The sequence below is a fragment of the Bdellovibrio sp. BIS2 genome (genome assembly GCF_055398295.1).
In genome coordinates, this window is the sequence record NZ_AP035879.1 from 3044469 (window position 1) to 3068438 (window position 23970).

Sequence of the window (23970 nt, forward strand, 5' to 3'; positions counted from 1 at the left end):
TGTTTAGGACTTAGGTGCTGAAAAAAGAAAAAGGCCCCTCGCTGTAAACGAGGGGCCTTGGTGATTCACGAAAATTACTCAGGCATTGGCAGGTCAATAATCAGACCGCCATCTGGTGGTGGAGGCGGAGGAGTCGTCACCGGATCGAGCGGCGCTGGCTGCTGGGATTCCTGGTTCTTCTTCTCTTCCTCTTTTTTCTTTTCTTCGTCTTTCTTTTTCTGTTCGTCCGCTTTGCGTTTCTCGTCAGCCTTACGCTGTTCTTCCTGACGGCGTTTTTCCTCGTCTTTGCGCTTCTGTTCTTCCTGCTGTTTGCCGGAATCTACAGAAGGCTGGGAAGGAGTCGTCGGAGCTGTCGGCTTGGAAGGCTGCTGCGGGATCGGCTGTGGCTTTTCCTGCTGCTTGCGGTTTTCTTCTTCCTTACGGCGCTGCTCTTCTTGCTTACGAGCCTCTTCCTGTTTACGAGCCTGCTCTTGCTGTTGCTGCTGCTGGCGACGAACTTCGTCGGCTTTGCGCTGTTCTTCCTGACGACGTTTTTCTTCAGCCGCTTTATTCGCAGCTTCCGCCTTGGCTGCTTCGATACGGCGCTGTTCTTCAATACGGCGACGTTCGGCCTCGGCACGAGCGCGGGTTTCAGCGTCGTGTCTTTCCATACAAACGGCTGCCGCAGAAACACCCGTACGACCGCGGTTTTGAACTTCATCCACGATACACTTATTCAGTGCGGTGTTGGTTCCGTTCTTACAAAGTCTCAAAGCATCGTACTGCAAGCGGTTGTTTTCAACCTCAAGAGCACCCTGGTTGTAAAGTTGCGATACGCACTTATCAAACGTAGGGCTGGCTGACTGGCGGCAGATAAATAGAGAATACTCTTTAGCCTGACCATAACGTGGGAACGACTTTTCCAGACTTTCCGTACAAAGCTGAGCTGGCAAATTGTTTTCAACGCCTCTTTCGCAGAAGAACGCAGCGTTTTCCAAGGTCAGCGAACGTTTCTTGGACAAATCAAGCATACACTGAACCGCATCTGCGCGTTTGGAGGTAACACAAACATCAGCAGCACGACCAACATATTTATTATGATCAGAGTATGACAAATGGTCCTTATTTGGATTGGCCTTGTTATCCAGAACCTTCGTAAGATCAATCACGCATTTTTGGAATTGAACATCCACGCGTCCCAGACCACAGGCATATTCAGCAGATGACGGCCATAAATCCAAGCCATTAAAAAGATTATCTGCACAACTTCCCATTGTCTGAGAAGCCACAGCTCCCGGCGGCGGCGGTGCTGGCGGATTGTTGTTGCCATTTCCACGTTTGATCCACGCATTGGCAGAGCTGGCCATGGCAATAATCATCAATAATGTTACAGAAGCGCGTTTCATATGAACCTCTATTATCCAAGGCCTTGAGTTGCAATGCCTGCGCCAAAACCATCTCAAATCTGTACGTTTTGGAGTATTTTACCTGCGCACAACTTTGACAGCAGTGCCGCTTTCTGCGGCGAGAAGTGCGGTAATTCCAAACAGTTCCAGGGGCTTAAACGACAAAAGGCCCCGCAAAGGGCCTTTTGAAGAGAGAAGAGAACACCCGGAGTGGAAAGAGAGAGGAACCACTCCGGGTTGCTAGTACAAAAACTATTTCATCGGCTTCGTGTGAACCGCGAATTTTTCGAATTCGCCGTACTCATGAAGTTTGTTATAAAGGGTCTTGATCGTGATACCCAGGTTGTTTGCAGCCTGAGTTTTGTTGCCACCAAAGTGAGCCAACGCTTTCAGGATGTAACGCTTTTCAAGCTCATGCAAAGTCATCGCAGGATCGTAAGCGATAACGTCTTTTTCAGCTTCACCGTTACGGATGTTTTCCGGGATATCATTCAGCATGATCATGTGACCATCAGACAGGATCTGAAGTCTTTCACACACGTTCTGAAGTTCACGGATGTTACCCGGCCACTCGTAGCGAATCAGAGCCTTCATCGCTTCTTCATTCACAGAACGACCACGGTTCAGGTAGGCGTGCTGGGAGTTGTTCAGGAAGTGATTCACCAATGCAGGGATGTCTTCCTTACGACGACGCAGAGGCGGAGCGCTGACCACGATCGTGTTGATACGATAGAACAAGTCCTCACGGAAGTTGCCACGAGTCACTTCCTGATCCAACTCACGGTTGGTCGCACAGATCAGACGGATATCCACTTTGATCGGGTCTTTGCCACCCACACGGTAAACTTCACCTTCCTGGATGAAACGAAGAAGCTTCGCCTGGATCGCTGGATCCAATTCACCGATTTCATCAAGGAACAAAGTCCCGCCGTTAGCCGCTTCAGCCAAACCGATTTTGCGGTTGTAAGCGCCGGTGAAGGAACCTTTTTCGTGACCGAACAACTCGGACTCAAGCAATGTTTCACGAAGGGCACCGCAGTTGATCGCAACAAACGGTTTGTTCTTGCGGCCGGAGCGATCATGGATGGAGCGGGCGATCAGCTCTTTACCAGTCCCGGATTCACCCAGAACCAGGATGTTGGCTTGGGATGGAGCTACACGGTCGATCATCTTCATCAAACTGCCCATCACTTCGGACTGATAGACGATGGTCTTGTTTTCAACCACTTTGGAAGTTTGATTTGTGTTCCACATAACTTGGTTTGCATTCTGAGAAGAGGGCAAAACAGTCGTTGAGTTGTTTTCGTTCATAGCTCCACCTTTCGGTTTACGTACTTTTTTAAACTTGGGTGGGCGTCTCAATTTGATTATCTCGCTTTGATACGCCGCGACAACGCATTGAGTTATAACTTTGGTCGTGTAGTAATTGCAATAAAAATAATGCACGACGTTAACTTTTTTTTAGGGTCTCAAACCCAATACAGGGACTTTCAGGGCTATGGCGAAGGCATTTAAGCTTTCCGAAAATATAGATAAATACCTGAAATACATGACTTTTATAAAGTCAGCCTCGCCCCTTACGATCAAGCACTATTCCCTGGATCTGATGCAGGCCTTTAATTATGAAGATCCCTCAGTTAAGTCTAAATCAATTTCGGAGTCCGAATTACTTTCCACGGCCCGGGCGGCCTTCAACCAGTGGGCGCACCTTTCGCTGGCCTCTAGAAACCGCAAAGCCGCCACTCTGAAAAGCTTCTTTTCCTGGGCCTTTGAAGAAAGCCTGACTGAGAAGGATTTGTCCGTGCAGATCACCTGCCCGAAAGTCCCTAAGAAGCTTCCGCACTTTGTGAGTGTGGATGAGGCGCTCTCCGTTTTGAAAAGCTTCGACGCCGACTCGAAAATCCCGCTGAAAGAAAAAGTTCTGTTCCTGCTCTTGTATGGGGGCGGTCTGCGTGTCAGCGAGGCCTGCAATCTGAAGTGGAGCGAAGTGCAGATCTCGCAGAAAGTTCTGCGCGTGAAGGGAAAAGGTTCCAAAGAGCGTGTCGTGGCTCTGCCGTCTTTGACGGTCGATGTGCTGCTGAAATGGAAAAAGGAAAGCTCTTTTGATGAATACGTTTTCGGAGAAAAGCCACTGAATTCCCGCACGGCTTACGAAATGGTCCGCCAAAGTGGCATTCGTGCGGGGCTCTTAAAACCGCTGCATCCCCATGCGCTTCGCCACAGCTTTGCCACTCACCTGCTAAGCAGCGGCGCCAACCTTCGTACTCTGCAGGAACTTCTGGGCCACGAAAGTCTGCAGGCCACGGAAAAGTACACGCACTTGGGCATTGATCAGTTGGCCCGCACCATGGAAAACCTGCATCCGCTGGGTAAAGGAAAATAAGCTTTAAAGAGTGGCGTTCACGATATAATGACGAACCATTTGTTCAACGTTCTTCAGTTCATCATCGACAATCTGACGATATGACACCAGTTGATTGCTGTCGGCCATGTTGGTTTTAAGAAAGGGTGCCATCCAGGGTTCTGCATCCACCACACCCTGCTGCAGAAGAAACTTCAGATAGAAATGCATTTTTACGACCAAAGGATCCTGAGCCGTTTCCAGGGCGCGCAACGTGTGTCCCAGAAGATTGAACAGGAACTCGGAATGACGGTCGCCTTCCTGACTGACTTTGCTGACACACTCTAAGATGTGCAAAGCCAGCTCCAGACGGTCATAGTCCGTGCGAAGTCCGGCAAAATCATTAATCAGTGTGGCCTCCAGCAGGACATGCAGTTTGCCTTCCTCGGAAGATTGTTTGTAGGTCAGGCTGACAAAATGAGTCGGCTCCAAAACCCCGCCCCCAAAGCGTTTTTTGCTCTTCGCTGCCCCCCGGGCCATAAAAGACAGCTTTTCACCTTGAGTGGAAATGGCATGCAGAATCAGATCCGATTCGGAGTATTTCATTTTCTTCAGGATAATGAAGCGATTCTGAGCTTGGGTCACACATTCCAACTTTGCTGGGCTTTGATATCTTCATACGAAGATATCAGCAGCTTGGCAAAGTCTTTTGTCGCCAGCAGTTCCGGGCCGACAATCAGCAGCCCACGCAGGCTGTCAGACGACGGCGCCGGCTCCCACCAGTGGCGGAACATTTTAATGGCATTCCACTGGCACATGTTGGTGGTCTCAAGCTTCTTCCAGCCCTCTTCGGCGGAAAGCCCCAGCTTACTGAAAACCTTTTGCGCCACAGCTTCCGCACTGACGTCCGAGAAAACACACAACGCCCGGTCATACAGTCTCGCACTGCCCGGCTTTAAAAAAGGCTGTGCGACAGAGGCCGCTTCTGTTTCAAACTTTTCAACCAACAACTGATTCACACTGCGACCGTCGCGGGCCTTCGTCAGTTGATTGATAAAGTCCACCTCCAGCCAGGACTGATTTTGCACCTGCAAAGCTGGAGAACGGAAACGCTCCCCCAAAATCGCCACACTCACCATCGGTGCATAAGAACACAAACGAACGGTGTACGGGCGAATCTCAACGGATTCATGAAAATGTCTGGCGTGAGAAACACGGAAAGAAAAAATGCGCTTTTCATTCAGCAGGCGATCCAGCTCGTCGGCAAAAGGATACAACTCCCCCGTCACCGGATGATCTTCACTGAACAGAACAAAGCAGGTGTCTTTCTTCAGACTTTCCACCCACTCTTTCACGTCGGTGATCTGAGTGTGCGAACGGGCATTCACTTCATAGGTTTCTTTGTAATAGTAACCCAGCAAACCTTCAAAAACAGAGGTCTGACCCTGAACAACACCGATGGCTTTTTTGTGGGACATAAAGTGAGCCGTGCTCTGAGAAATTTCGTAAACTGCCTGAGACAGCCCCTGATAGGCACGCGCACGAATTCGCGGCGCCAGCCCCAAACAGGTTTTCACTTGATCGTTCAACTCTTCCCAGGTCTCAGGGCGCACAACATCGATGAGCATACTTCGTTCAAGGCTAGCAGATTCCCCGACAAAAGAGAGTGAGACGAAGGTCTTATTTTAAGACGCCGTTTTGAGAAACCCGGCAAGGAACATTACACTGAAATGGTTTTTTGGGAGTTCGTTTATGCGTCTATTTAATATTCTGATTCTGGCTCTTTCTTTTTTGCTGATGTCACCCGTCGCGCAAGCTCGCGATCTTTTTGAAGCGCGCCTTTCCTATGGCATGTTGAACTCAGATCCGGACTTGAACCCCTTGTGCGCAGGCTGCGCCGGTTCTGCTCCCAGTGTCACTCCGTTTTATGGTCTGGGCGCAGACGGAATTATCACACTTCCTATTCCACTTTTGCCCGGCATCGGAATTCGTTATGAGAATATGGAATTTTCGACCTCAAAATCAGGACTGGACTATACCGCCCACTTCAGCCGAACGGCGCTGCTGCTCAATTGGCGTCCCATTGATAATCTGATCTATGCCGGGCCAATCCTCACATACGGCCTGTCACATTCCACCGACCTGAAAGTCACGGAATTTGGTGTTAAAAAAGCCAGTTATTCGGCTGGCTCTCCCAGCTCGTACACAGTGGGTTTAGAGGCTGGCGTAAAGCTCATTGGCTTCTCATTAGGGGCTGAGTTCGGATATCAGAATTTCCAATGGAATGATGCGACAGACTCGACTGGTAACGCACCCTCTCAAGATATCAATATGAATGGGACTTACGGTAAATTTATCCTTGGCTTTTCCATTTAAGTATTGAAATCATGGCGCCTCTGTTACACTCAGTAGTACGAGGTGCCCTCATGACAAAAAAACGTATCGAATGGCCAGTGGCCTTGTTCTTGGTTCTGAATCCACTGATCACTCTCATCCTGGCCCCCATTTATTTCTACAATTTCGGTTTCCAATGGGACATCCTTCTTTTCGCGTTGGCTTTTGCCGCGGCAACAAACCTGGGTATTACGGCGGGCTATCACCGTTTGTTCTCCCATAAAAGCTATGATGCTCACCCACTGGTGAAAGCTCTGTTCCTTTTGATCGGTGCTTCCGCCTTCCAGGGTTCTGCGTTGAAATGGTCTTCTGACCACCGCCGTCACCACACACACATTGATGGCGAAAAAGATCCTTACAACATCAATGAAGGCTTCTGGTACGCCCACATGGGCTGGATGTTCTTCAAGGACTCCGTCGATCAGAAAATCCACGCTCCGGATCTTGAAAAAGACTGGATGGTGAAATTCCAGAACGATCACTACGTTCCAATCGCGATCCTGACAGGCTTCATCTTCCCTATGCTGGTGGGCTGGGCGATGGGTTCCTGGTTGGGTGGTCTGGTGATTGCCGGGGGCTTGCGCATCGCTTTGACCCAGCAATCCACGTTCTTCATCAACTCTCTTTGCCACACTTTGGGCAAACAGACTTATTCCAAAGAAATCTCTGCCCGTGACTCCTGGTTCGTGGCGATTCTGACTCACGGTGAGGGTTACCATAACTTCCACCACAAGTTCCAGATCGACTATCGCAACGGTATCAAGTGGTATCACTGGGATCCGACTAAATGGGTGATCCGCACTTTGAGCGCGATGGGACTTGCGACCAAACTTCGCCAGATCTCTCACGTGGAAATTCTGAAAGCCCGTCTGCAGGCGGAAGCGGCCGAACTGACCAAACACGGTTTTGCTGAAGAAAAACTGGCTCAGATGAAAGAAAAGATCCTGGAAGCGCAGAACAGAATGAAAAAGCTGCGTGAGGATTATGAACAGTTCAAATTGGATGCTGTTCGCAAACGTGAAGAACTGAAAGAAGCTTACGATCACAAGCTGGAAGAGCTTCGCCGTGACATGGAAATTGCCAAACTGGAATTCCAGATGGGCATGAAACAATGGCGCGTGTATCTGCGCTCTGTCTAGATCCGGTTGTCATTATTGACATAGGCGTTGACGCCAGCACAAACCCACAACTTTAATTGGTTGTGGGTTTTGTTTTTTCAGGAGGTTGTTATGCTTAAAACTCTTTCTGCGGTGATCTTGAGTGCAGGGCTGACTTTGTCACTACCCGCTCTGGCTGATGGCTTTGCTGCCTCTTTTAAGGCGAAATACCTGCCAAAGAAGCTGGCCTCTGTAACCCCGGGTAAAACCACCAAAGCCGAAATCACCAAACTGCTGGGTAAGCCGTTAAAGACTGAAAACAAAGACACGCTGCTGTTCTATAAAACCGGCAGCCTGGATTATGACACCACCATTGAAATCAAAGACGGCAAGGTGCAATCGTTCTATCACCGCATCCCTGAAGGAAAAGTGCATCTAAAAGACGTGCAGGCCCTGCTGCCGGAAGATGCCCAAAAAGATGAATCCGAAGTGGGTCACGGCGAAGGCACCGAAACCCAAATTGAACACGACGGGGTTCGTCTGGCGGTGAAAAACACCAAGACCTCCCCGATCATTTCCTATTTTGAATCCGCAAAACCTTAAGCTTTGATCCCCACATCAAGGCTGGCGACAAAGCCGGAACTGTAGTTTCCGGACTGGATGCTCGCCATCTGATAAGCGGTCCCATCGCTGAACACATTGTCCGTGGCAAAACTGATTTTGTTAAAATTGGTTTTGCTGGCCGAATACCCCGAAGCATTGTTATATACGGAACTAGAAGTCGCCAGCGGGAACGTCAGCTGTGAAGTTCTGACGATATAGCTGTCATCCACGGCTTCAGCCATGCTGGGATAAATCTCGAAGTGGATATGGGTCATACGACCATCATAACAACCCGGAAAGATCGTCTGAAACGTCACGCTGCCATTGCTGTCGGTCTGCTGCACGCCACGCAGATAAGTTTCACTGGTGACGCCGGATGAATACATTGAATACTTGCCGTTAATATCACAATGCCACAAATAGATCGCATACCCCGCCAAAGGCGCACAGGACGCGTTCACATCCAGCAAGTTCAACGTCAGGGTCAAAGGCACCCCGGTGGCCGTTGAGCTTCCCGTATAGCCACCCGTATTCAGACTGCTGCGAATATCACTGCGAACAATTCCGTTCAGTCTTAACACGTTGATGGCGCTGTCATCATGGGCAGGATACGGTCCCGCAGTTTCAGAGGGAATCTGGGCACAGCTTCCGCCATTACCATCACTGACAGACTCTGCGCCATCAGCCACGGCATTGGAAAAATTCGTTTGGGAACAGCCAGCAAGCACTCCGCCTGCGGCCGCTCCGAAAAGGGCGATTCCACCGTATTTGATCAGCTCTCTGCGAGACAGTCTTTTGATTTCCATATCCTCTGATTCCTTTCAGACAGAACACCGCCGTCTTGAACACAGAATATCAAGGCACTATGGATTCAGCATGGAGCCCTAAAATGCCAAAAGCCGCAACCTGATACAGGTGGCGGCTTTCAGCGTTTCCATTTGAGATGGAAATCCTAATTATTCACACTTTTTGCTCTTATTATAGAAGAACCAGTGGAACTTTGATTCATCCGGAAGTGGCTTGTTATCCACCGTCATTGGCTGTTTGCGGTACTCTTGATGTTTCTTGCAATCAGCGACGCGGTAAGCTTCGTTGATCGCCAGCATGTCCTGGAAGGACGGCAGATAGCCTTTCTTCTGATAGAACTCTTTTTCTTTTTCATAGATGTTCTTTTCAAGCAAAGTCGCTACCGCTTCAAACTGCACGTTCGTTTTGATGCTGTCGACAGGCATGTACTTCGGCAAAGTATCTTTCGCCACACCGAACTGACGAACCATTTTGGCAAAGTAAGCCTTCACACTGTGCTGAGGTGCCCAGTGGAACGTATAATCTTTATCAATCATCCAGCCGTAAACACTTTGCATGACCGCATCCTGCATGCGCACCTGACGAAGCAGCGGCATGAAGCGGTATTCAGCGACGAAGTCAAAACGAGGATCCACTTCGATATCATAAGGCGAGAACAAAGAAGTTTTGGTCACACCCAGTGAACGCGGATAATCCGTGTTCTTAAACTTGGAAACCGTGCTGCGATATTTAGGAACGATAAATTGACCACCGGAGGCTTTGTCGTAAGCCATGCGGATAACTTCAGAACAGAACAAAGATGAATAGTCATCATCGTCCATGGCAAAGTCATAGCGGATGCCTTTTTTGCGATCCAAAGCACCTTTGGCGTGATCATACATAAAGCGCGCAGCTTTCTTCGCCAAAGCTTCATCCGGCTGACGATAAAGCGCCACACGCGCATCTTCAGCCTGACGCCACTTTTCCAGCGGAGTCACAATCACCCCGTACTGAATCAATGCTTCAACGATGTATTTTTTCCCGGCCTTGTCTTCACCAACAACTGCCAAGTGCGAGAAGTTGCCTTCTTCGTCAGAGATTCGCGCAATCATGGCAGAAACATAGGACTTACCACGGATCAAAAGAACATCCCCGCTTTTCAATTCAAAACCGGAATACTTCGGATTTGTCCAGGTGTCCGGCTTTGAATTCACCATGATCGGGGTCTTTTTGAAGGTGAAGACCTTGTTGGTGTAAAGCCAGTCCAAAAGGTACTCTTCAGAGAATCGTGCATACTGGAAGCCTTCACGCATTTCCAGGATGCACTCTTTGCTCAGTTCATTGCGGGATTCAAACTCCTGCAATTTATCATGCAAAGCCACGCGGATCTGGAAGATGGTGTCCATCACTTCAGGTCCGACGGACTTCAATTGCTCCACTTCTGTGGCATTCTTTGGCAGGAAATGATCTGCTGGCAGATAATATAGATAGTCTGTGACTTTGTTCACAAAGCCCGCACAAGTCTTGGCATTAAACACCTGAGGATTGCCGATATCCGCCAGAACCTTGCGACTGCCCGTGATCAGCTCTTCCGTGCTGGCCGGATGACGATATGTTTTAACTTCAGATTTAAATGGTGATGTGCAGGCCGTAACCAACCCCACCGCCGCAGCGGCCCCCAATAAAACGAGCTTCTTCATAAATAATCTCCTAATTAGTCCCTTTCTTTTTCGGTCACTTAAGGAACAAAACCAACTGGACTAAAGTATAATAAGAACGCTCCCCCTGCTTTGGTCCCGTATTCTTCGTACCCCATAAGTACGATAAGAGCCTTGCTTAGTTTTACATCAGTTATTTCAACCTAGAGGAGTCAGCATGAGCGGCAACGGCGCTATGAAGCAGGAATTTTTCCAGATCGATGAAAACACACGCAAAAAAGTGATTCGTCAGGATCGCAATGATATTGAGCCTGGTGCCTGCTTCCTAACTATCCCCGGCCGCAATCTGGAAGTTCTGAACATCAGTTCTTTTGGTTGCGCTGTTTTGGTTCCTGGCGCGGAATACGCGGACTTGAAAGCTTGGTGGGATAAAAATCCCCACTTCGAAGCCGACGTCCTTTATAAAAACATTCAAACCCAGCACGTTTCCCTGCGCTGGGCTCGCTCTGAAAACCACAGCAAGTCTGTGACCGGCGAAATGATCGTGGGTTTTGAGGTTCTGGGTGAACCTTTGAAAGTGGACCGCATCAAAGCTCTGGAAGTGTCTTCTGAAGTTATCAATGCGCAGACTGAATATGCCATGCACCTGGCACAACTGCCGGCAGAATTTAAAACATTTGTGTACGAGATGAAGGACTGGCTGGAAAAGCTAAAATCCCGCATCGACAAACTGGAACAGGAATCCCCGGTCGATAGCTGGAAAGAAGCTCAAGACTATCGCATGACGATTGCGGACTCTGTGTCCGACTATCTGGGCCAGGTCATTCCAATGAAATACGCAGATGTTCCGAAGCTTGTGAAAGACTTCACGCCAGAACAAATGAAGTGGGCCACCGACTTTGCCCGTGAACAGGTGGGTCACCTGGTTTACGGTGCTCCGTTTGCCAACCGTGCTTACTTCAAACCACGCGGCTATGCCGGTGACTATGAAATGATGAATCACCTGTACCGCGACGAACTGGTGGGTAAAACCCTGTTTGACCAGTGCATGCACAAATACTTCATCGATGAACCTGCCGGTGCGGCGGTAAAAAACCGTGGTCAGTATTTGTTTGAAAAAATCACTCAACTGTTTGAGCGCACTCCACCGACGACTCCGGTAAAAGTTCTTTCCGTGGCCAGCGGTCCTGCGATGGAACAGCAGATCTTCCTGCAGAATGCGGCTCCTTATTATGGCCGTCCGGCTGAATTCACGTGCCTGGATCAGGATGAAGAATCCCTGAAACACGCGCAAAGACAGTTGCACTCTGTTGAGCGCTTTGTGAAATCCGGCTTTAAATTCAAATTCAACAATATGGCGATCCGCAACGTGATCGCGGCTGGCTGCCCCGAGACAGATTATGATCTGATCTATTCTGCCGGCCTGTTTGATTACTTCACAGAACCTGTGGCACAAATGGCAGCACAAAAAATGCTGGCATCTGTAAAACCAGGCGGCCATGTCGTGATCGGCAACTTCAGCAAGGACAATCCTTGTGTGCCGTTCATGGAGCTGGTTCTGGACTGGCATCTGATTTACCGCTCTGAAGAGGACCTGCTGCGTATATTCAAAGACATGGGTTCCAAGATCTGGGTGGAAAAAGAGCCTCTGGGTGTGAATCTGTTTGTAGTGATTCAGAAATAGGAAGCTTTGAGGAACTGAATGCTGGGGAAAGAAATCACCACCTCACAAATGCGCGAGTTTGAGGTGATTGAAGAAATCAGATCTGTCCTGCGAGTCATCGCAAACTGGATGGCCGTGCCTTTGTTCATGGCCTTCTGGATTGCCGATCTGATTTACGTTCCCCAGTTCAAATGGCTGTTCCTGGGTCTGCGCCTGACCATCATTCCGCTGTGTCTGGTGGCCAAGTACGAACTGCGCAAAGAGCAAAGCTTCCATCGCGCCCAGTGGTTTGCCGCCCTGTATGCGGGGCTCGTGGCTTTACCCATCAACATCATGATTTATTTTATCCCTGACGTGGGCACCGGCTACTATGCCGGGTTGAACCTGGTGGCCATCGGGGGACTTTCGTTCATTCCGTTTTCCACGGGCTTTTTTGTCGCCACCGCTTTGGGAATCTATCTGCCTTATTATCTGTTCACTGCACTGAAAATTCAGGCTGTGACGGATCTGTGGCCGGTGGTTTTGAATTCGTTCTTTATTGTCGGCTCTATCGTGATTTGCTTCCTGATTCGTTTCTTCCACGAACAGCTGCGCATGCGTGAGATCAACAGCCGCCTGGCCCTCAAGGCCGAAATCGCCAACCGAGATCACATTATCAAATCCAAAACAGAAGAAGCTGTCCGTCTGAATACCTTAAGCACCCAGTTCAGCCCGCAGGTGGTGCAAGCCATCCGTGAAGGCAAAGTGGATCTGGAAAAAGGTGTTCGCCGTGCGCAGATTTGCGCCATCTTTGTGGACATCGTCGGTTCCACGGAACGCGTGGTCCGTCTGGATCAGGCCAAAGTGGATCTGGTTCTGGCAAGGTTCATGGACACGGTTGTCAGTATCTTCCTGAAATACGACATCACCATCGACAAGTTCCAAGGCGACGGCATTCTGGCCTTTGCCAACGATCCGATCCGCTACGGAGACTATACACAAAGAACGTGCCTTGCCGCCCTGGAGGTGCGCGAAGCCCTTCGTCAGGATCGTGAGTTCTATCTGCTAAACTGGAAAAAGGAAATGCAGATCCGCATCGGTATTTCTGCCGGTTACGCCAACGTGGGCTTCTATGGTAATAAAAAGTTCTTCCGTTCTTACACGGCCATTGGCGCGCCACTGCCATTTGCCTCCCGCCTGACAAACTTGGCGGAACCGGATCAGATTCTGATTGATTCCGACATCGCACAGACGTTGCAGATGGAAGGCTTTGCCGTAAAAAACATCGGCGAACGCGTGATCAAAGGTTTTGAAGGCGACACTCACTATGTCTTTGAACTGAATCAGGCTCCGATTGTGCGCAAGGATGTTTCTGCAAGCTCCTGCCCTCACTGCCCGGATTCTATCCTTTATTTGGATACGAATGCCCAGGGCCACTTCGTAATGAAGTGCCGCGCCTGTGGTTACGAAGCCGCCGAAGCTAAGGCTGCCACCCTCATTGCCAATTAGGCAATAGAAACGACGCTGGTTGCCTTCCTAGTAACCAATGCGCAAAAGATCCAAACTTGCTCCCAGCATACCCACGTCAGACTGGCCTACATCGAAAACATAGGGATAGTATTTAGCAAAGACGGTGAAACCAATGGAATAGTCACCCCTAAATTCTCCCATATACACTCGAGAATATCTCCACTCAAAACTGTATGAACCATATGCACCAACGGTAAACTTTGTATCTTTCTCCGTCTCACCACTATGAATAAATGCCTGCACCAGCCCCATGGACGGCCCCACGCTAAAGTAACCGGAGGTCTCCTCGCCGTAGAAGCTTCTCCAGGCTCTTCCAATGGACATATCTATCATATTTGCCTTCTCATATTGCCGATTCCCAAAAGAGCTGGAGTTCCGAACCTCTCCCAACTCACTAGCGCCAAATTGCCAATAGACTCCCCTATCAACCTCTTTAAAGCCCGCAAAGTAAAACTCTACCTGACCATGATGGTAAGGCTCAGCGACGTCAGTAATGCCTTTGGTGGCACCTAATGTCGTGGACAGACCCATAGACATTACGAAAGCTCCCGCCTCAATGTAGGAGTTTTGATCCTCTGCAATTGCCTTATTACGAATAAATTTTGCCTGCAAATCACAAGTAACATTTCCACCCACAACCAAAGGCACAGCCAATTTCAATGTGTCCTGGCTTCTGAAGTCTGTCTTTCGCGGAAACGGAATAAAGCCCCAGGCATACCAACCATTCTTGACTTCCAAAGTACTATTGCCCGTCGCCAGAAGAAGTCTTTCCCGACCATTACCAAATGTCGCCCTAACCCGATCCAGACGAGCCATGACATCTTTGCCGCTTTCATTTCTTAATCCAAAAAAGAGATAATTCAGTCGACTGGTGCGTACCAGTTTCATCTCTGTCAGAACTCCGCATTGAGAATCCAACCTGGAGGTGCTTTGAGATAACGGATCCGCCCAATCACTCAGCTCTTCGGGCAGGCGACCTTGTTCTGCGGAAGCTCCCGCTGCGGCAACTCCGCCAATGGCCCCAACGATAAATGCAGCCCCTGATCCACCTCTAGCAGAAGCGGCCTGCGATAAAAACAACGAAACCACGATTATCAGTAACTTCATCATCTGAACTCCTCGATTCGAAAAATCCGTTCGATAGCTACTGTAACCCCTGAATCTGTCGGTATCTCTAACTTCACCAAGGAGTCCCTATTTGCCAGTTGATTCTCCTTGTTGGGACTTATCTCAAGTTTACATTGGATTTGAGAAACCTGATCTTGCTCCATCACCAGAACATTCATTGGTCTGGCGATGTTTTGGCAGGAGATTGCTTTCTTTTCCATATTAATAGTTAAACTTGCCTGATTCAGAAAAAGGCTGTGAGGCTTCGAGTCTTTATTAGTAATCAAAAAGTTCAGTCTTCTTTCTGTCTTGGACAAACTGCGGTCAAATACTTTCCAAAGTTCAGGTGATTCAGACAGAATGAATGGACCATTTTTTGTTATTTTGTATTCAGGAACTTCCATGTATTGCATTTGGGAGCAGCCCGCAAATCCGATCGCAAGAAAAGCCATAAAGAACTTCATGTTAACTCCATGTTGTTTATAGTATAAATCACTATTATGGCCGTCAAGACTCCCTGTTGATGATCTAGACAGGGCGATGACCGTTTAGGCCTTTGACACTGGCAATCTCATAACGAGACAGCTTACAGTCCCGCAAGTCCTTGATAATTGTGGAATCCTCTTTGGCAGGCCTCTTGCTCTTTAAGGCCGTGAGGAGGCTTCATGAGAGCTACCACACCCCATTTGTACAAAATGCTGTTTCTGACCCTTTGCTTTAGCATGGGCTGGAATATGAAACCTGTGGACTTCCATTTGGACCTGGCTTCCAAGGAAGAAAAGGGGCTGGCAGCGCCATTTAACGTGAACGCCTCCAAAGCCAAAGTGGAAAACAAAAAGGAAGAGGAAACAACCTCAGAGCCGATTCCTATTATTGAGCATGCCCTCGACAAGATTGAAAAAACCAAAAGCTTCCAAAGCCTGTTTGGCTGGGGTGACAATGTTGCCAACCGCAACTGCGACACCTGCCAGGAAGAAATCCGCAATATGCGCTACATGCAGTGCAATGCCCAGAACAATTATCTGGAAGCAGAGATGAAAACGGCCGTGGAGTCACAGAACAGCCTGCTGGGTGATCTGATCCGTGCACCGATCAAAGCAAACTCCATTATTAAAGCGTCGTGCATTCAAATGGGCATGAACACGAAATTTGGTGTCAGCAGCAAAACCTTCCGTCAGTGCAATGCCGCTGGCGCCGCCCGCCAAGCCTTCCGCCCTTGTATTTCTGAAAACTACTTCAAGATGGTGAACAACAGCTTTGAACTGGTCAGCTCTTGCATGAAGGACTTTATTGCTCCGGGCAAGGACGAGGAAACACAGAATCTGGATGTTCGCGCGGTTTACGCTTTGATCAATATCGAATCCGGATTCCATGTCAACGCCATGAGTGGCACTGGCGCTGGCGGTATCGGCCAGTTCACCGCCCCTGCTATTCAGGATGTGAATTCCAATGAACTGAACGCGGTTCGTATCTCTTTGGAAGGCAACAAGAATCCTCTGTGCAGCCGCCTTTCCATGGAGCTTCTGGATAAGATGGAACCGATCCGCCCAGGCAAAGCGCAGTCCTGTGAACGCATTTCTTTGAAAAACGGCAATCCAATGAAGAACATGATTTACACGTACGCTTACCTGAAAGGGGTTAAAGCGGACATGAACAACATGATCTTCGAAAACAAAAACTATAAAAACAAATTCCGCATGTCTGAATTTGACCTGAACAAGATCAAGCGTGCTTTGATGGTTTGGTCCCACAACACCGGCCCGGCAGGAACCTGGACACCGGCAAAAACTTTGTTGAACACATTCTACAGAGGAAAAACCGTGACCAACGCGGATCAGTTCATCCAGCAAATGCAGCAGTACATGCAAAAATTCCCGGCCAGCGCCAACAAATCCAGCGCTCGTCGCAAGGAAACGTCCCGTTATTTCCCTGAGATCACAAAAACTTTGAATAATATCGAAAACGCAGTAGGAGGTGGCACATGCGTAAACTAGTGATGATTCTGGCTTTCGTTCTTGCCGGCAATTCCGCAATGGCTTTTCAGGATCTGCAAACGTACCGCGCGACGGACGAGCTGATCAATGCCATGCAACTGGAAGGTGACACCTCAGTTCGTTTGCGCCAACTGGAATCCTACAAGGACTTCCTGTACTCACGATTGAACACCATTGAACTGCCGGACATCGAGACCACACCCGACAACGATCCGCGCCTTGAGGAGTACCGCAGCCTGACGGAGTTCGATAACTATGTCGCCCTGATCCGCATGCGCCAGGTGTCGGCAAAATCCTGCCACTCCACGAAGGTGCACATTGAAAACTCCACCAGCCGTGAGGGCGGTGTGGTTCCAGAAGCAGTGGAAGCACTGAAGATCCTTTCAGCGCTTTGTACATAACAACAAAAAACAAACGGCGGGTTTCCCGCCGTTTTTCTTTTATAATGTAAAACCCTTCATCAACTTCGCCGCGATTGGATTGTCAATCTTGCGGTTGGCCGCCATCAGCCAGATCTCTTCATAAATGCCCGGCAATGTTCCCAGCACCACCAGCTTTTTCTCCCGGATCAGATCCGATGCTGCGACCTCCACAATCGGAATCAGCCCCACGCCCTCTTGACCCAGCAGCTTTTGCAGACTGGTGTCCTGAGTTTCCGCGATGCGATCCACACGAATGCCATTGATAGAAAAATAATGTTCCAGATCCCGGCGCAGACGGCTGTGAATGGTCGGAAAAATAAACGGCTGACCTTCCAGTGAATACGGAAAATCCCGGCGCAGATGTTTGTACTTCGCCGAGGCACACACCACCACATCGAGTTTGGCGATGGACTTGGCATACACCGTCTGGAAATCCACGTTCGGAGGATAGTTTGAAAGCAGCAGATCAATCTGATGCGCGCTGAGTTCGCGCAACAAATCATTGCCCGCACCTTCCAAAACCGAAACCGCACAATTCCCCTGCTTATAGGCCTGAAGCACCACTTCAGAAATGATAGGTTTGGGCACGCTGTCCAATGCTCCGATTTGTACGTGCACACGGTTGTTCTGCATACGATCCTGCAAAACCTCCACCATTTCCGCTCCCAGGCGAAACACCTGGTCGGCATATTCAAATGCAATCTTCCCGGCTTCTGTCAAAAACAGGCGTTGTTTGCGCCTTTCAAAAAGATTCTTTCCCAAGGACTCTTCCAACTGCTTTAATTGAATACTAAGAGTCGGTTGACCCATGTTCAGCTTTTCAGCGGCCTTGGCGATACTGCCCTCTTTGGCAATAACGTGGAAATAATGCAGATGATGGTAGTTCAGCCATTGAACCTGATTTTCGATACGAACGGGCATATTTCACCTCATTGCTTTTAGCGAATAACTTGTTAAAGAATATCTAATTTTTAAAACATCCAAAAGTCTTTATACTGCGCTCTGGAGGTTTTACCGTGTCCGAAACGTTACTATTCCCTTTTGCTGACTTCTGGTGGTTTTACGCAGGTTTCATCGCCTTTGTCATAGGTATGCTCGCCCTGGATCTGGGTGTATTTCATAAACACTCACATACGGTGAGTTTCAAAGAAGCCACGATCTGGTCGATTGTTTGGGTGTCCATCGCGATGCTCTTCAACCTGGGCTTGTACTACTACACCCTGCATCTTTACCCGGAAACCCCGGCTCTGGCCAAGCAGGTCGGACTGGAGTTCCTGACCGGCTATGTGATCGAAAAATCACTGTCCGTCGATAATATCTTTGTCTTCGTCGTCGTGTTCAGCTTCTTCTCGGTTCCGGCCAAGTACCAGCACCGCGTGCTGTTCTACGGTATCCTGGGCGCCCTGATCTTCCGTGCGATCTTCATCGCTCTGGGATCAGTCCTGATGCAATACCAGGCTGTGGTTCTGATCTTCGGTGTGTTCCTGATCATCACAGGTGTGAAGATGATGTTCCAGCCGGACAAAGAAGTGGACCCTTCTCAAAACTGGCTGATCAAATGGCTTAAAAAGCACATCCGTGTTGCCGATCGCATGCATGAAGATCACTTCTTCATTAAAGAAAATGGCGTGAAACTGGCGACGCCATTGTTTATTGCCCTGGTGTTCCTGGAATTCACGGACATCATCTTTGCGGTGGATTCCGTGCCGGCGATCTTCGCTATCACGAATGAGCCTTTGCTGGTGTTTACATCCAACATCTTTGCGATCCTGGGCTTGCGTTCCCTGTACTTCCTGCTGGCGGGCGTGGTTGATAAGTTCCACCTGCTGAAATACGGTCTGGCCCTGACCCTGGTGTTTGTCGGTCTTAAGATGGTATGGCTGAACAAGCTGTTTGGCGGCCACTTCCCGATTGGCATCTCTTTGGGCATCATTTTCGCGTTTATCGGTGGTTCTATTGCCGCTTCCCTGATATTCCCGAAAAAAGAAGCTTAATCCATTAGACAAGCCCCCTCATAACAGCGATCATAGTTATGAGGGGGCTTTATGACCAGACGACTGTTCCTTGCTCTCAACGCTACCGATCCTTTGGCAGACACCTTTCTGCCGACCTTAAAGAAACTCAAAATCAATGCTGATCGCCGTGACATGACCGTGAAGTGGGTCCCGCTGGACAACTACCACGTCACTGTGACGTTTTTGGGTGATCGCCCCGAAGAGGAAGTTCAGAAGGTGGCCGAAGCCCTGGCGAATGTTTGCCAGAACTTTGCGCCGTTTGATCTAAAGATCGAGGATGTCGGTGCCTTTTCAAACGAGCACGATGCCCGGGTTTTGTGGCTGGGTGTGCAAAACAAAAGAAGTCTGAATCAATTCAAGGAAGCTCTGGATCACGAGTTGGTGGAAAAGAATCTGCTGCCGAAAATTGAAGAGCGGCCATTTTCACCGCATCTGACCTTTGGAAGACTTCGCAACCCGCGAAGTGTGAAGGATATGATCTCGCCCTTTAAACGCAAAAGTTTCGGCAAGATTCATGTTACGGAAATCGTTCTGTACGAATCAACACTGCAAGGGGCCTTCCCTGTGTACAAGCCCCTCGCCCGTTGCAAGCTGACCGGAAGCGCCGACCTAGCGGATGCCGTTCCCGAACAAACGAATATAGATATTACTTTCACGTAGGTGAACAGTCACATCACCCCAGTGACCACCGGTTGTGGATGGACTGAAGATCACACGGATCACACACTGCTGCCCCGGCATTAAAATCTGCGGGCAGTTGGTGTCCACGCGATAGGCGAAGGAACCCTGAACGCTGATACCACGAATGAATGTGGAATCAGGGCCATTGGCCGTCAGAATGAAATCCTGGAATCTTGCGGAGTGAACAAATGTGGTTCCGAAGTTGTAGTTAAGATACTGATCCTGAGCTTTCGCCTCTACATTCAGCGGCTGAACAGACACATCTGCGAAAGCCAAGGCTGGAGCTAAAACCAACGCCAAAGACATCAAAAACTTTTTCATAGAATCCCCCTTCTATGACTTAAGTCTGGCAGGGGAACCGAAGCGCGGGCAAACAAAAAGGGAGTCTTTCGACTCCCTTTTTGACGCATTGTAGATGTAAAAAGTCACCAGGCACCTTTTTGAGCGGCTGATCAAAAAGGTTCAGCCGCGGCTTAGATGCCGGCTTTGTGGCGTTCTTCGTCGTCGACGTGAGTCAGGATGCCGCCCTTAAGGTTTGGACGGTATGCCAGATGATTGATGTCGTAGATGAAGTTTGCACCGTTCACGCCGGGAGTCTGCCATTCAGGGCCCAAACGGATTGCATCCACCGGGCAGGCCTCTTCACAGAAACCGCAGAATACGCAGCGAAGAATGTCGATCTCGTAGCTGATCGGGAACTTTTCGACTGATGGGTCGTTGTGTTCCGCCGCCGTGATCTTGATACATTCCGCAGGGCAGTTGGTCGCACAAAGCATACAAGCCGTGCAGCGCAAAGAACCGTCTTTTTTAACCGTCAGAACGTGATTCCCTTTGAAACGAGGAGAGTACTCATACTTCTCCTCAGGATAGTTCAGGGTCATCATTTTCTTCTGATTGAACAAGTTCTTCAGCAAGTGCTTCATGGTCGTTGCAAGACCACCCAGAATCCCCGGCAGGAACCACTTGGACTTTTCAGAGTTGTTTTGCATTACGCTCATAGGCTACCTCTTCTGAACACGAACTCATTCTTTTTACGAGCTTCCAAAGTCACCTGATCTTCACGCTGGTTGTTCGGCATGAAGGCCGCATTCGCCGTTGGAAGTGCCAGATTTTTACCAACCATCAACAAAGTCGCCTCTGTCAAAGTCAGTGCTTCAGAAACAACATTCGTCACTTTTTTGATCTTTTGTTCAAGACCGGAGTAGTTGATGAATGTGCCGTCTTTTTCCACGAACGTTTTCATTGGAATAATCCAAACGTTGCCGGTCAAAGCCGTCAAAGCGTCGTTTTTACCCGCTTGCATCCAGATCAGATTCTGAGCTTTGGAAAGCTCTTTCAATCTTTCGTTGTACTCTGGGAACACCGCCTGGTTTTCCGGACCCGCCACAACCACAGTTTTGATTGAACCGCTTGCAAGACCTGCAGACAGATCAGCCCATGTGGACGTGATGCCGTACTTTTCCATGACTTTCAAAAGACCTTTGGTGTTCGGGTTTTTGTCTCCGCGAGACAACAAACCGTCGAAGCTGTCGAAAGTCTCTTTGTTGTTGATCCAGAAGAACACTTTCTTGGTTTTGAATTCTTCAACAAACGTTCTGATGATCGCTTCGTACTCTTCAACAGTGTACTGAGCTGTCAACACAAGAGCCAAAGCATCGCCGGAAGTGCTTTTCAGAACTTCACTTGCGCTCTTCGCCGCCGCACCTGGAGCCATTTCTTTACCCGCAACCACACCTTTAAGCAGGCGTGCCTCGCGGTTCACGAATTTGTAGGCATTGCGACCGCTGTCGCACATCCAGTGACCGTTCACCTGTTCATTGTAAACAGGCTTGATACGGAACAGGCCTTCTTTGTTGTAGTAAACCTTGATATTGCAACCAGTGGAGCAACCGTTACAAACGCTGTCGCCATCTTTTAGATACCAAACGCGCTGACGGAAGCGGAAGTCTTTGGAAGTCAAAGCACCCACCGGACAGATATCAACTGTGTTCAGGGAATAGTTGTTGTCCAAAAGCATGCCGTCGTGAGTGCCGATTTCAGTGCGGTCACCACGGTTGAACAAGCCCAACTCGTTGGTTTTGGAAACTTCTTCGGTGAAACGCACGCAGCGGGAGCAAAGAATGCAACGCTCGGAATCCAGAACCACTGTTGGCCCCAAATCCACAACTTTGTGCTTCTTAACTTTTGCTTCAGCCATCTCTGGATCGTACTTGCCGTATTCCATGTACTGATCCTGCAGACCGCACTCCCCTGCCTGATCGCAGATAGGGCAATCCAGCGGGTGATTGATCAAGTGGAAGTCCAAGCCCCACTTCACAGCGTCTTTTACTTTTTCAGACGTGTTGTTGATCTTCATGCCCTCAGTAACCATGGTGTTACATGCGATCTGAACGCGTGGATTTCCTTCGATCTCCACCATGCAAAGACGACAAACACCAGCCACGGACAATCCCGGGTGCCAGCAATAGTGAGCGATACGATCGCCAGACTGTTGCATCGCCTCGATGATCGACGTGCCTTCCTTTACTTCGACTTCTTTGCCATTAATGGTGCATTTCGGCATATGTCGTTCCTTTTACTTTCGAACGTCCTTCACGGACATAGAATTCAAATTCATCTCTAAACTTAGTTACGAAGCTCAATACCGGCAAAGCCGCTGCATCAGAAAGCGCGCAGATGGTTTTACCTTTCATGTTGTCAGCAACTTTGATCAACAAGTCGATGTCCTGCAAACGGCCGCGGCCTTCCAGGATCGAATGAAGAACTTTGTTCAGCCAGCCTGTACCTTCACGGCAAGGCGTACACTGACCGCAGGATTCGTGAGCATAGAAGTGAGTCAAAACACCCAGCATATCAACCATGCACTGGGAATCATCGATCACGATCACCGCACCGGAACCAAGCATTGTGCCCAGACCCGCCAGGGATTCGTAATCCAAGTTTGCTTTCGCCACTTCTTCAGCCGTCAAAACCGGAGCGGAAGAACCACCCGGGATAACCGCTTTCAGTTTGCGGCCCGGTTTCATACCGCCGCCCTCTTTCATGATCAGATCCATCAACGGATAACCCAGCGGAACTTCGAAGTTGCCTGGAGTCATCACGTTACCGGACAAAGAGAACAGTTTGGTACCAGCGGATTTCTCCGTACCGTGTTTGCGGTAAGTCTGAGCGCCGTCCTTAATGATATAAGTCACAGCCGCCAGAGTTTCCACGTTGTTCACGATGGTTGGCTTTCTCAGGTAACCCTGAACTGCCGGGAATGGCGGTTTCAATTTTGGCTGGCCTTTCAGACCTTCCAAAGAAGAGATCATGCCTGTTTCCTCACCGCAGATATAAGCACCGGCACCGCGGTACACATCCAGATCGAAATCAAAACCGGAACCCAGGATGTTTTTACCCAGAAGACCGGCAGCGTAAGCCTCTTTGATCGCCTTGTTCAGGCATTCAATCGGGAATACGTACTCACCACGAACGTAGATGTAACCTTTGTTGGAACCGATCGCGAAAGCAGAGATGATCATGCCTTCGATCAATTGATGTGGAGCACGCTCCATCATCATACGGTCTTTGAAAGTCCCTGGCTCGCCTTCATCGGCATTGCACAGAAGATAGCGTGGCTCGCCGTTTTTCGGCAAAAAGCCCCATTTCATACCCGTTGGGAAACCCGCACCACCACGACCGCGCAGACCGGAAGCTTTCACTTCATCAATGATGGCTTGAGGTTGCATTTTGAAGGCTTTGTGAAGAGTTTCGTAACCACCCTTGGCTTTGTAGCCCGCCAAAGTTTGATATTCAGGCAGGTGGTAGAATTCTGTAAGCACTTTTACTTCAGACATTATTTCATACCTCTCAACAGATTCATCGCTGTCTCTGGAGTCAGCTTTTCGTGGTAGGTGTCATTCACCTGCATCATCGGTGCAGTTCCGCAGGAACCAAGGCACTCTACCTTGGAAACTGTGAAGCGGCCGTCAGCAGTGACTTCATTGTATTTTACACCCAGTTCATGGCAGATGTGGCTTGCCATCTCACGGCCGCCCTCAAGCGCGCAGGAGATGTTCGTGCAAACCTGCACGTGGTATTTGCCCACGGGCTTCTGGTTGAACATGGTGTAGAATTTGAACACTTCATTGATACGTGCTTCCGGAATATCCATAACCTGGGACAGGTGACGGATAATGTCCGGCGTGATGAAGCCGTTATTTTCTTTTTGAGCAATATAAAGGCTTGGAATAATAGCGGACTCTTTCGCCTCGTAGCGAGCCAGTTCACTTTTTACTGCAGCCAAGCCAGAATCAGACAATTTAAACATCGTTGT

The 23970-nt window shown here is 49.2% G+C and carries 24 protein-coding genes; 10 read left to right on the plus strand and 14 right to left on the minus strand.

The genetic code is table 11. From position 1 onward, the window contains the following. Nucleotides 1-74: 74 nt before the first annotated feature. Together ACZ520_RS14525 and ACZ520_RS14530 are read right to left on the minus strand one after the other, a co-directional pair. Complete coding sequence (locus tag ACZ520_RS14525; protein WP_464126248.1) at nucleotides 75-1385, minus strand: hypothetical protein; 1311 nt, start codon at nucleotides 1383-1385, stop codon at nucleotides 75-77. A gap of 252 nt (nucleotides 1386-1637) precedes the next feature. After that, nucleotides 1638-2696, minus strand: coding sequence for a sigma-54 interaction domain-containing protein (locus ACZ520_RS14530; RefSeq protein ID WP_088564415.1), 1059 nt, complete (start codon nucleotides 2694-2696; stop codon nucleotides 1638-1640). 187 nt (nucleotides 2697-2883) lie between these two features. Here ACZ520_RS14530 and ACZ520_RS14535 point away from each other — a divergent pair, with 187 nt between their 5' ends. Beyond that, the gene (locus tag ACZ520_RS14535; protein ID WP_374031034.1) at nucleotides 2884-3768 is read left to right on the plus strand and encodes a tyrosine-type recombinase/integrase; all 885 of its coding nucleotides are present in this window, start codon (nucleotides 2884-2886) and stop codon (nucleotides 3766-3768) included. 3 nt (nucleotides 3769-3771) lie between these two features. Here ACZ520_RS14535 and recO read toward each other — a convergent pair whose 3' ends face one another. Further along, a complete protein-coding gene (recO, locus tag ACZ520_RS14540) occupies nucleotides 3772-4371 on the minus strand; it encodes a DNA repair protein RecO (protein ID WP_088564413.1) in 600 nt (199 codons plus the stop codon). After that, nucleotides 4368-5354, minus strand: coding sequence for a hypothetical protein (locus ACZ520_RS14545; protein ID WP_416480095.1), 987 nt, complete (start codon nucleotides 5352-5354; stop codon nucleotides 4368-4370). Before ACZ520_RS14545 ends, recO begins: the two co-directional genes overlap by 4 nt. A gap of 124 nt (nucleotides 5355-5478) precedes the next feature. On the opposite strand from ACZ520_RS14545, the gene ACZ520_RS14550 reads away from it, so the two are divergent. From ACZ520_RS14550 to ACZ520_RS14560, 3 genes are all read left to right on the plus strand, one after another. Beyond that, a complete protein-coding gene (locus ACZ520_RS14550; protein WP_088564411.1) occupies nucleotides 5479-6102 on the plus strand; it encodes a porin family protein in 624 nt (207 codons plus the stop codon). A gap of 50 nt (nucleotides 6103-6152) precedes the next feature. Then, entirely contained in the window at nucleotides 6153-7259 is a 1107-nt protein-coding gene (locus ACZ520_RS14555; protein WP_088564410.1) for a fatty acid desaturase, read from the plus strand. A 90-nt stretch (nucleotides 7260-7349) separates the two neighbouring features. Next, a complete protein-coding gene (locus tag ACZ520_RS14560; protein WP_088564409.1) occupies nucleotides 7350-7820 on the plus strand; it encodes a hypothetical protein in 471 nt (156 codons plus the stop codon). On the opposite strand, the gene ACZ520_RS14565 is transcribed toward ACZ520_RS14560, so the two are convergent. Together ACZ520_RS14565 and ACZ520_RS14570 are read right to left on the minus strand one after the other, a co-directional pair. Continuing rightward, nucleotides 7817-8626, minus strand: coding sequence for a dioxygenase family protein (locus ACZ520_RS14565; protein WP_015092092.1), 810 nt, complete (start codon nucleotides 8624-8626; stop codon nucleotides 7817-7819). The genes ACZ520_RS14560 and ACZ520_RS14565 overlap by 4 nt on opposite strands. A gap of 150 nt (nucleotides 8627-8776) precedes the next feature. Continuing rightward, on the minus strand, nucleotides 8777-10306 hold the full coding sequence (locus ACZ520_RS14570; protein ID WP_417868320.1) for a YiiX/YebB-like N1pC/P60 family cysteine hydrolase: 1530 nt from the start codon (nucleotides 10304-10306) through the stop codon (nucleotides 8777-8779). Nucleotides 10307-10481: 175 nt separating this feature from the next. Between ACZ520_RS14570 and ACZ520_RS14575 the strand changes: the two genes are divergently transcribed. Beyond that, entirely contained in the window at nucleotides 10482-11948 is a 1467-nt protein-coding gene (locus tag ACZ520_RS14575) for a class I SAM-dependent methyltransferase (RefSeq protein WP_464126253.1), read from the plus strand. 18 nt (nucleotides 11949-11966) lie between these two features. Next, nucleotides 11967-13415 carry an adenylate/guanylate cyclase domain-containing protein gene (locus ACZ520_RS14580; RefSeq protein WP_464126255.1) on the plus strand — a complete coding sequence of 483 codons (1449 nt, stop codon included), beginning with the start codon at nucleotides 11967-11969 and terminating at the stop codon, nucleotides 13413-13415. Between the two features lie 27 nt (nucleotides 13416-13442). Here ACZ520_RS14580 and ACZ520_RS14585 read toward each other — a convergent pair whose 3' ends face one another. Together ACZ520_RS14585 and ACZ520_RS14590 are read right to left on the minus strand one after the other, a co-directional pair. Beyond that, the gene (locus tag ACZ520_RS14585) at nucleotides 13443-14546 is read right to left on the minus strand and encodes a hypothetical protein (RefSeq protein WP_416480090.1); all 1104 of its coding nucleotides are present in this window, start codon (nucleotides 14544-14546) and stop codon (nucleotides 13443-13445) included. Further along, nucleotides 14543-15007, minus strand: a complete 465-nt coding sequence (locus tag ACZ520_RS14590; protein WP_416480089.1) for a hypothetical protein — start codon at nucleotides 15005-15007, stop codon at nucleotides 14543-14545. The genes ACZ520_RS14585 and ACZ520_RS14590 overlap by 4 nt, the downstream gene beginning before the upstream one ends. A gap of 201 nt (nucleotides 15008-15208) precedes the next feature. Here ACZ520_RS14590 and ACZ520_RS14595 point away from each other — a divergent pair, with 201 nt between their 5' ends. Further along, nucleotides 15209-16537 (plus strand): transglycosylase SLT domain-containing protein, encoded by a 1329-nt coding sequence (locus tag ACZ520_RS14595; RefSeq protein ID WP_464126258.1) that lies wholly within the window; start codon nucleotides 15209-15211, stop codon nucleotides 16535-16537. Then, complete coding sequence (locus ACZ520_RS14600) at nucleotides 16525-16938, plus strand: hypothetical protein (RefSeq protein WP_232469133.1); 414 nt, start codon at nucleotides 16525-16527, stop codon at nucleotides 16936-16938. The genes ACZ520_RS14595 and ACZ520_RS14600 overlap by 13 nt, the downstream gene beginning before the upstream one ends. Nucleotides 16939-16977: 39 nt before the next feature. Here the strand turns inward: ACZ520_RS14600 and ACZ520_RS14605 are convergent, their stop codons facing one another. After that, nucleotides 16978-17880, minus strand: a complete 903-nt coding sequence (locus tag ACZ520_RS14605) for a LysR family transcriptional regulator (RefSeq protein ID WP_088564404.1) — start codon at nucleotides 17878-17880, stop codon at nucleotides 16978-16980. A 95-nt stretch (nucleotides 17881-17975) separates the two neighbouring features. On the opposite strand from ACZ520_RS14605, the gene ACZ520_RS14610 reads away from it, so the two are divergent. Next, nucleotides 17976-18953, plus strand: a complete 978-nt coding sequence (locus ACZ520_RS14610; RefSeq protein WP_416480088.1) for a TerC family protein — start codon at nucleotides 17976-17978, stop codon at nucleotides 18951-18953. 51 nt (nucleotides 18954-19004) lie between these two features. Then, nucleotides 19005-19634 carry an RNA 2',3'-cyclic phosphodiesterase gene (thpR, locus tag ACZ520_RS14615; RefSeq protein ID WP_088564402.1) on the plus strand — a complete coding sequence of 210 codons (630 nt, stop codon included), beginning with the start codon at nucleotides 19005-19007 and terminating at the stop codon, nucleotides 19632-19634. Here the strand turns inward: thpR and ACZ520_RS14620 are convergent. The 5 genes from ACZ520_RS14620 to ACZ520_RS14640 all read right to left on the minus strand — a co-directional run bounded on the left by ACZ520_RS14620 (nucleotide 19584) and on the right by ACZ520_RS14640 (nucleotide 23964). Then, nucleotides 19584-19976, minus strand: coding sequence for an Ig-like domain-containing protein (locus ACZ520_RS14620; RefSeq protein WP_374031043.1), 393 nt, complete (start codon nucleotides 19974-19976; stop codon nucleotides 19584-19586). The two genes, thpR and ACZ520_RS14620, sit on opposite strands and share 51 nt — an antisense overlap. 152 nt (nucleotides 19977-20128) lie before the next feature. After that, complete coding sequence (locus tag ACZ520_RS14625; RefSeq protein ID WP_088564400.1) at nucleotides 20129-20653, minus strand: NuoI/complex I 23 kDa subunit family protein; 525 nt, start codon at nucleotides 20651-20653, stop codon at nucleotides 20129-20131. Beyond that, complete coding sequence (locus ACZ520_RS14630; RefSeq protein WP_416480087.1) at nucleotides 20650-22218, minus strand: NADH-quinone oxidoreductase subunit G; 1569 nt, start codon at nucleotides 22216-22218, stop codon at nucleotides 20650-20652. Before ACZ520_RS14630 ends, ACZ520_RS14625 begins: the two co-directional genes overlap by 4 nt. Then, nucleotides 22199-23491 (minus strand): NADH-quinone oxidoreductase subunit NuoF, encoded by a 1293-nt coding sequence (nuoF, locus tag ACZ520_RS14635; protein ID WP_088564398.1) that lies wholly within the window; start codon nucleotides 23489-23491, stop codon nucleotides 22199-22201. Before nuoF ends, ACZ520_RS14630 begins: the two co-directional genes overlap by 20 nt. After that, nucleotides 23491-23964 carry a complex I 24 kDa subunit family protein gene (locus ACZ520_RS14640; protein WP_088564397.1) on the minus strand — a complete coding sequence of 158 codons (474 nt, stop codon included), beginning with the start codon at nucleotides 23962-23964 and terminating at the stop codon, nucleotides 23491-23493. Before ACZ520_RS14640 ends, nuoF begins: the two co-directional genes overlap by 1 nt. Between the last annotated feature and the right edge of the window lie 6 nt (nucleotides 23965-23970).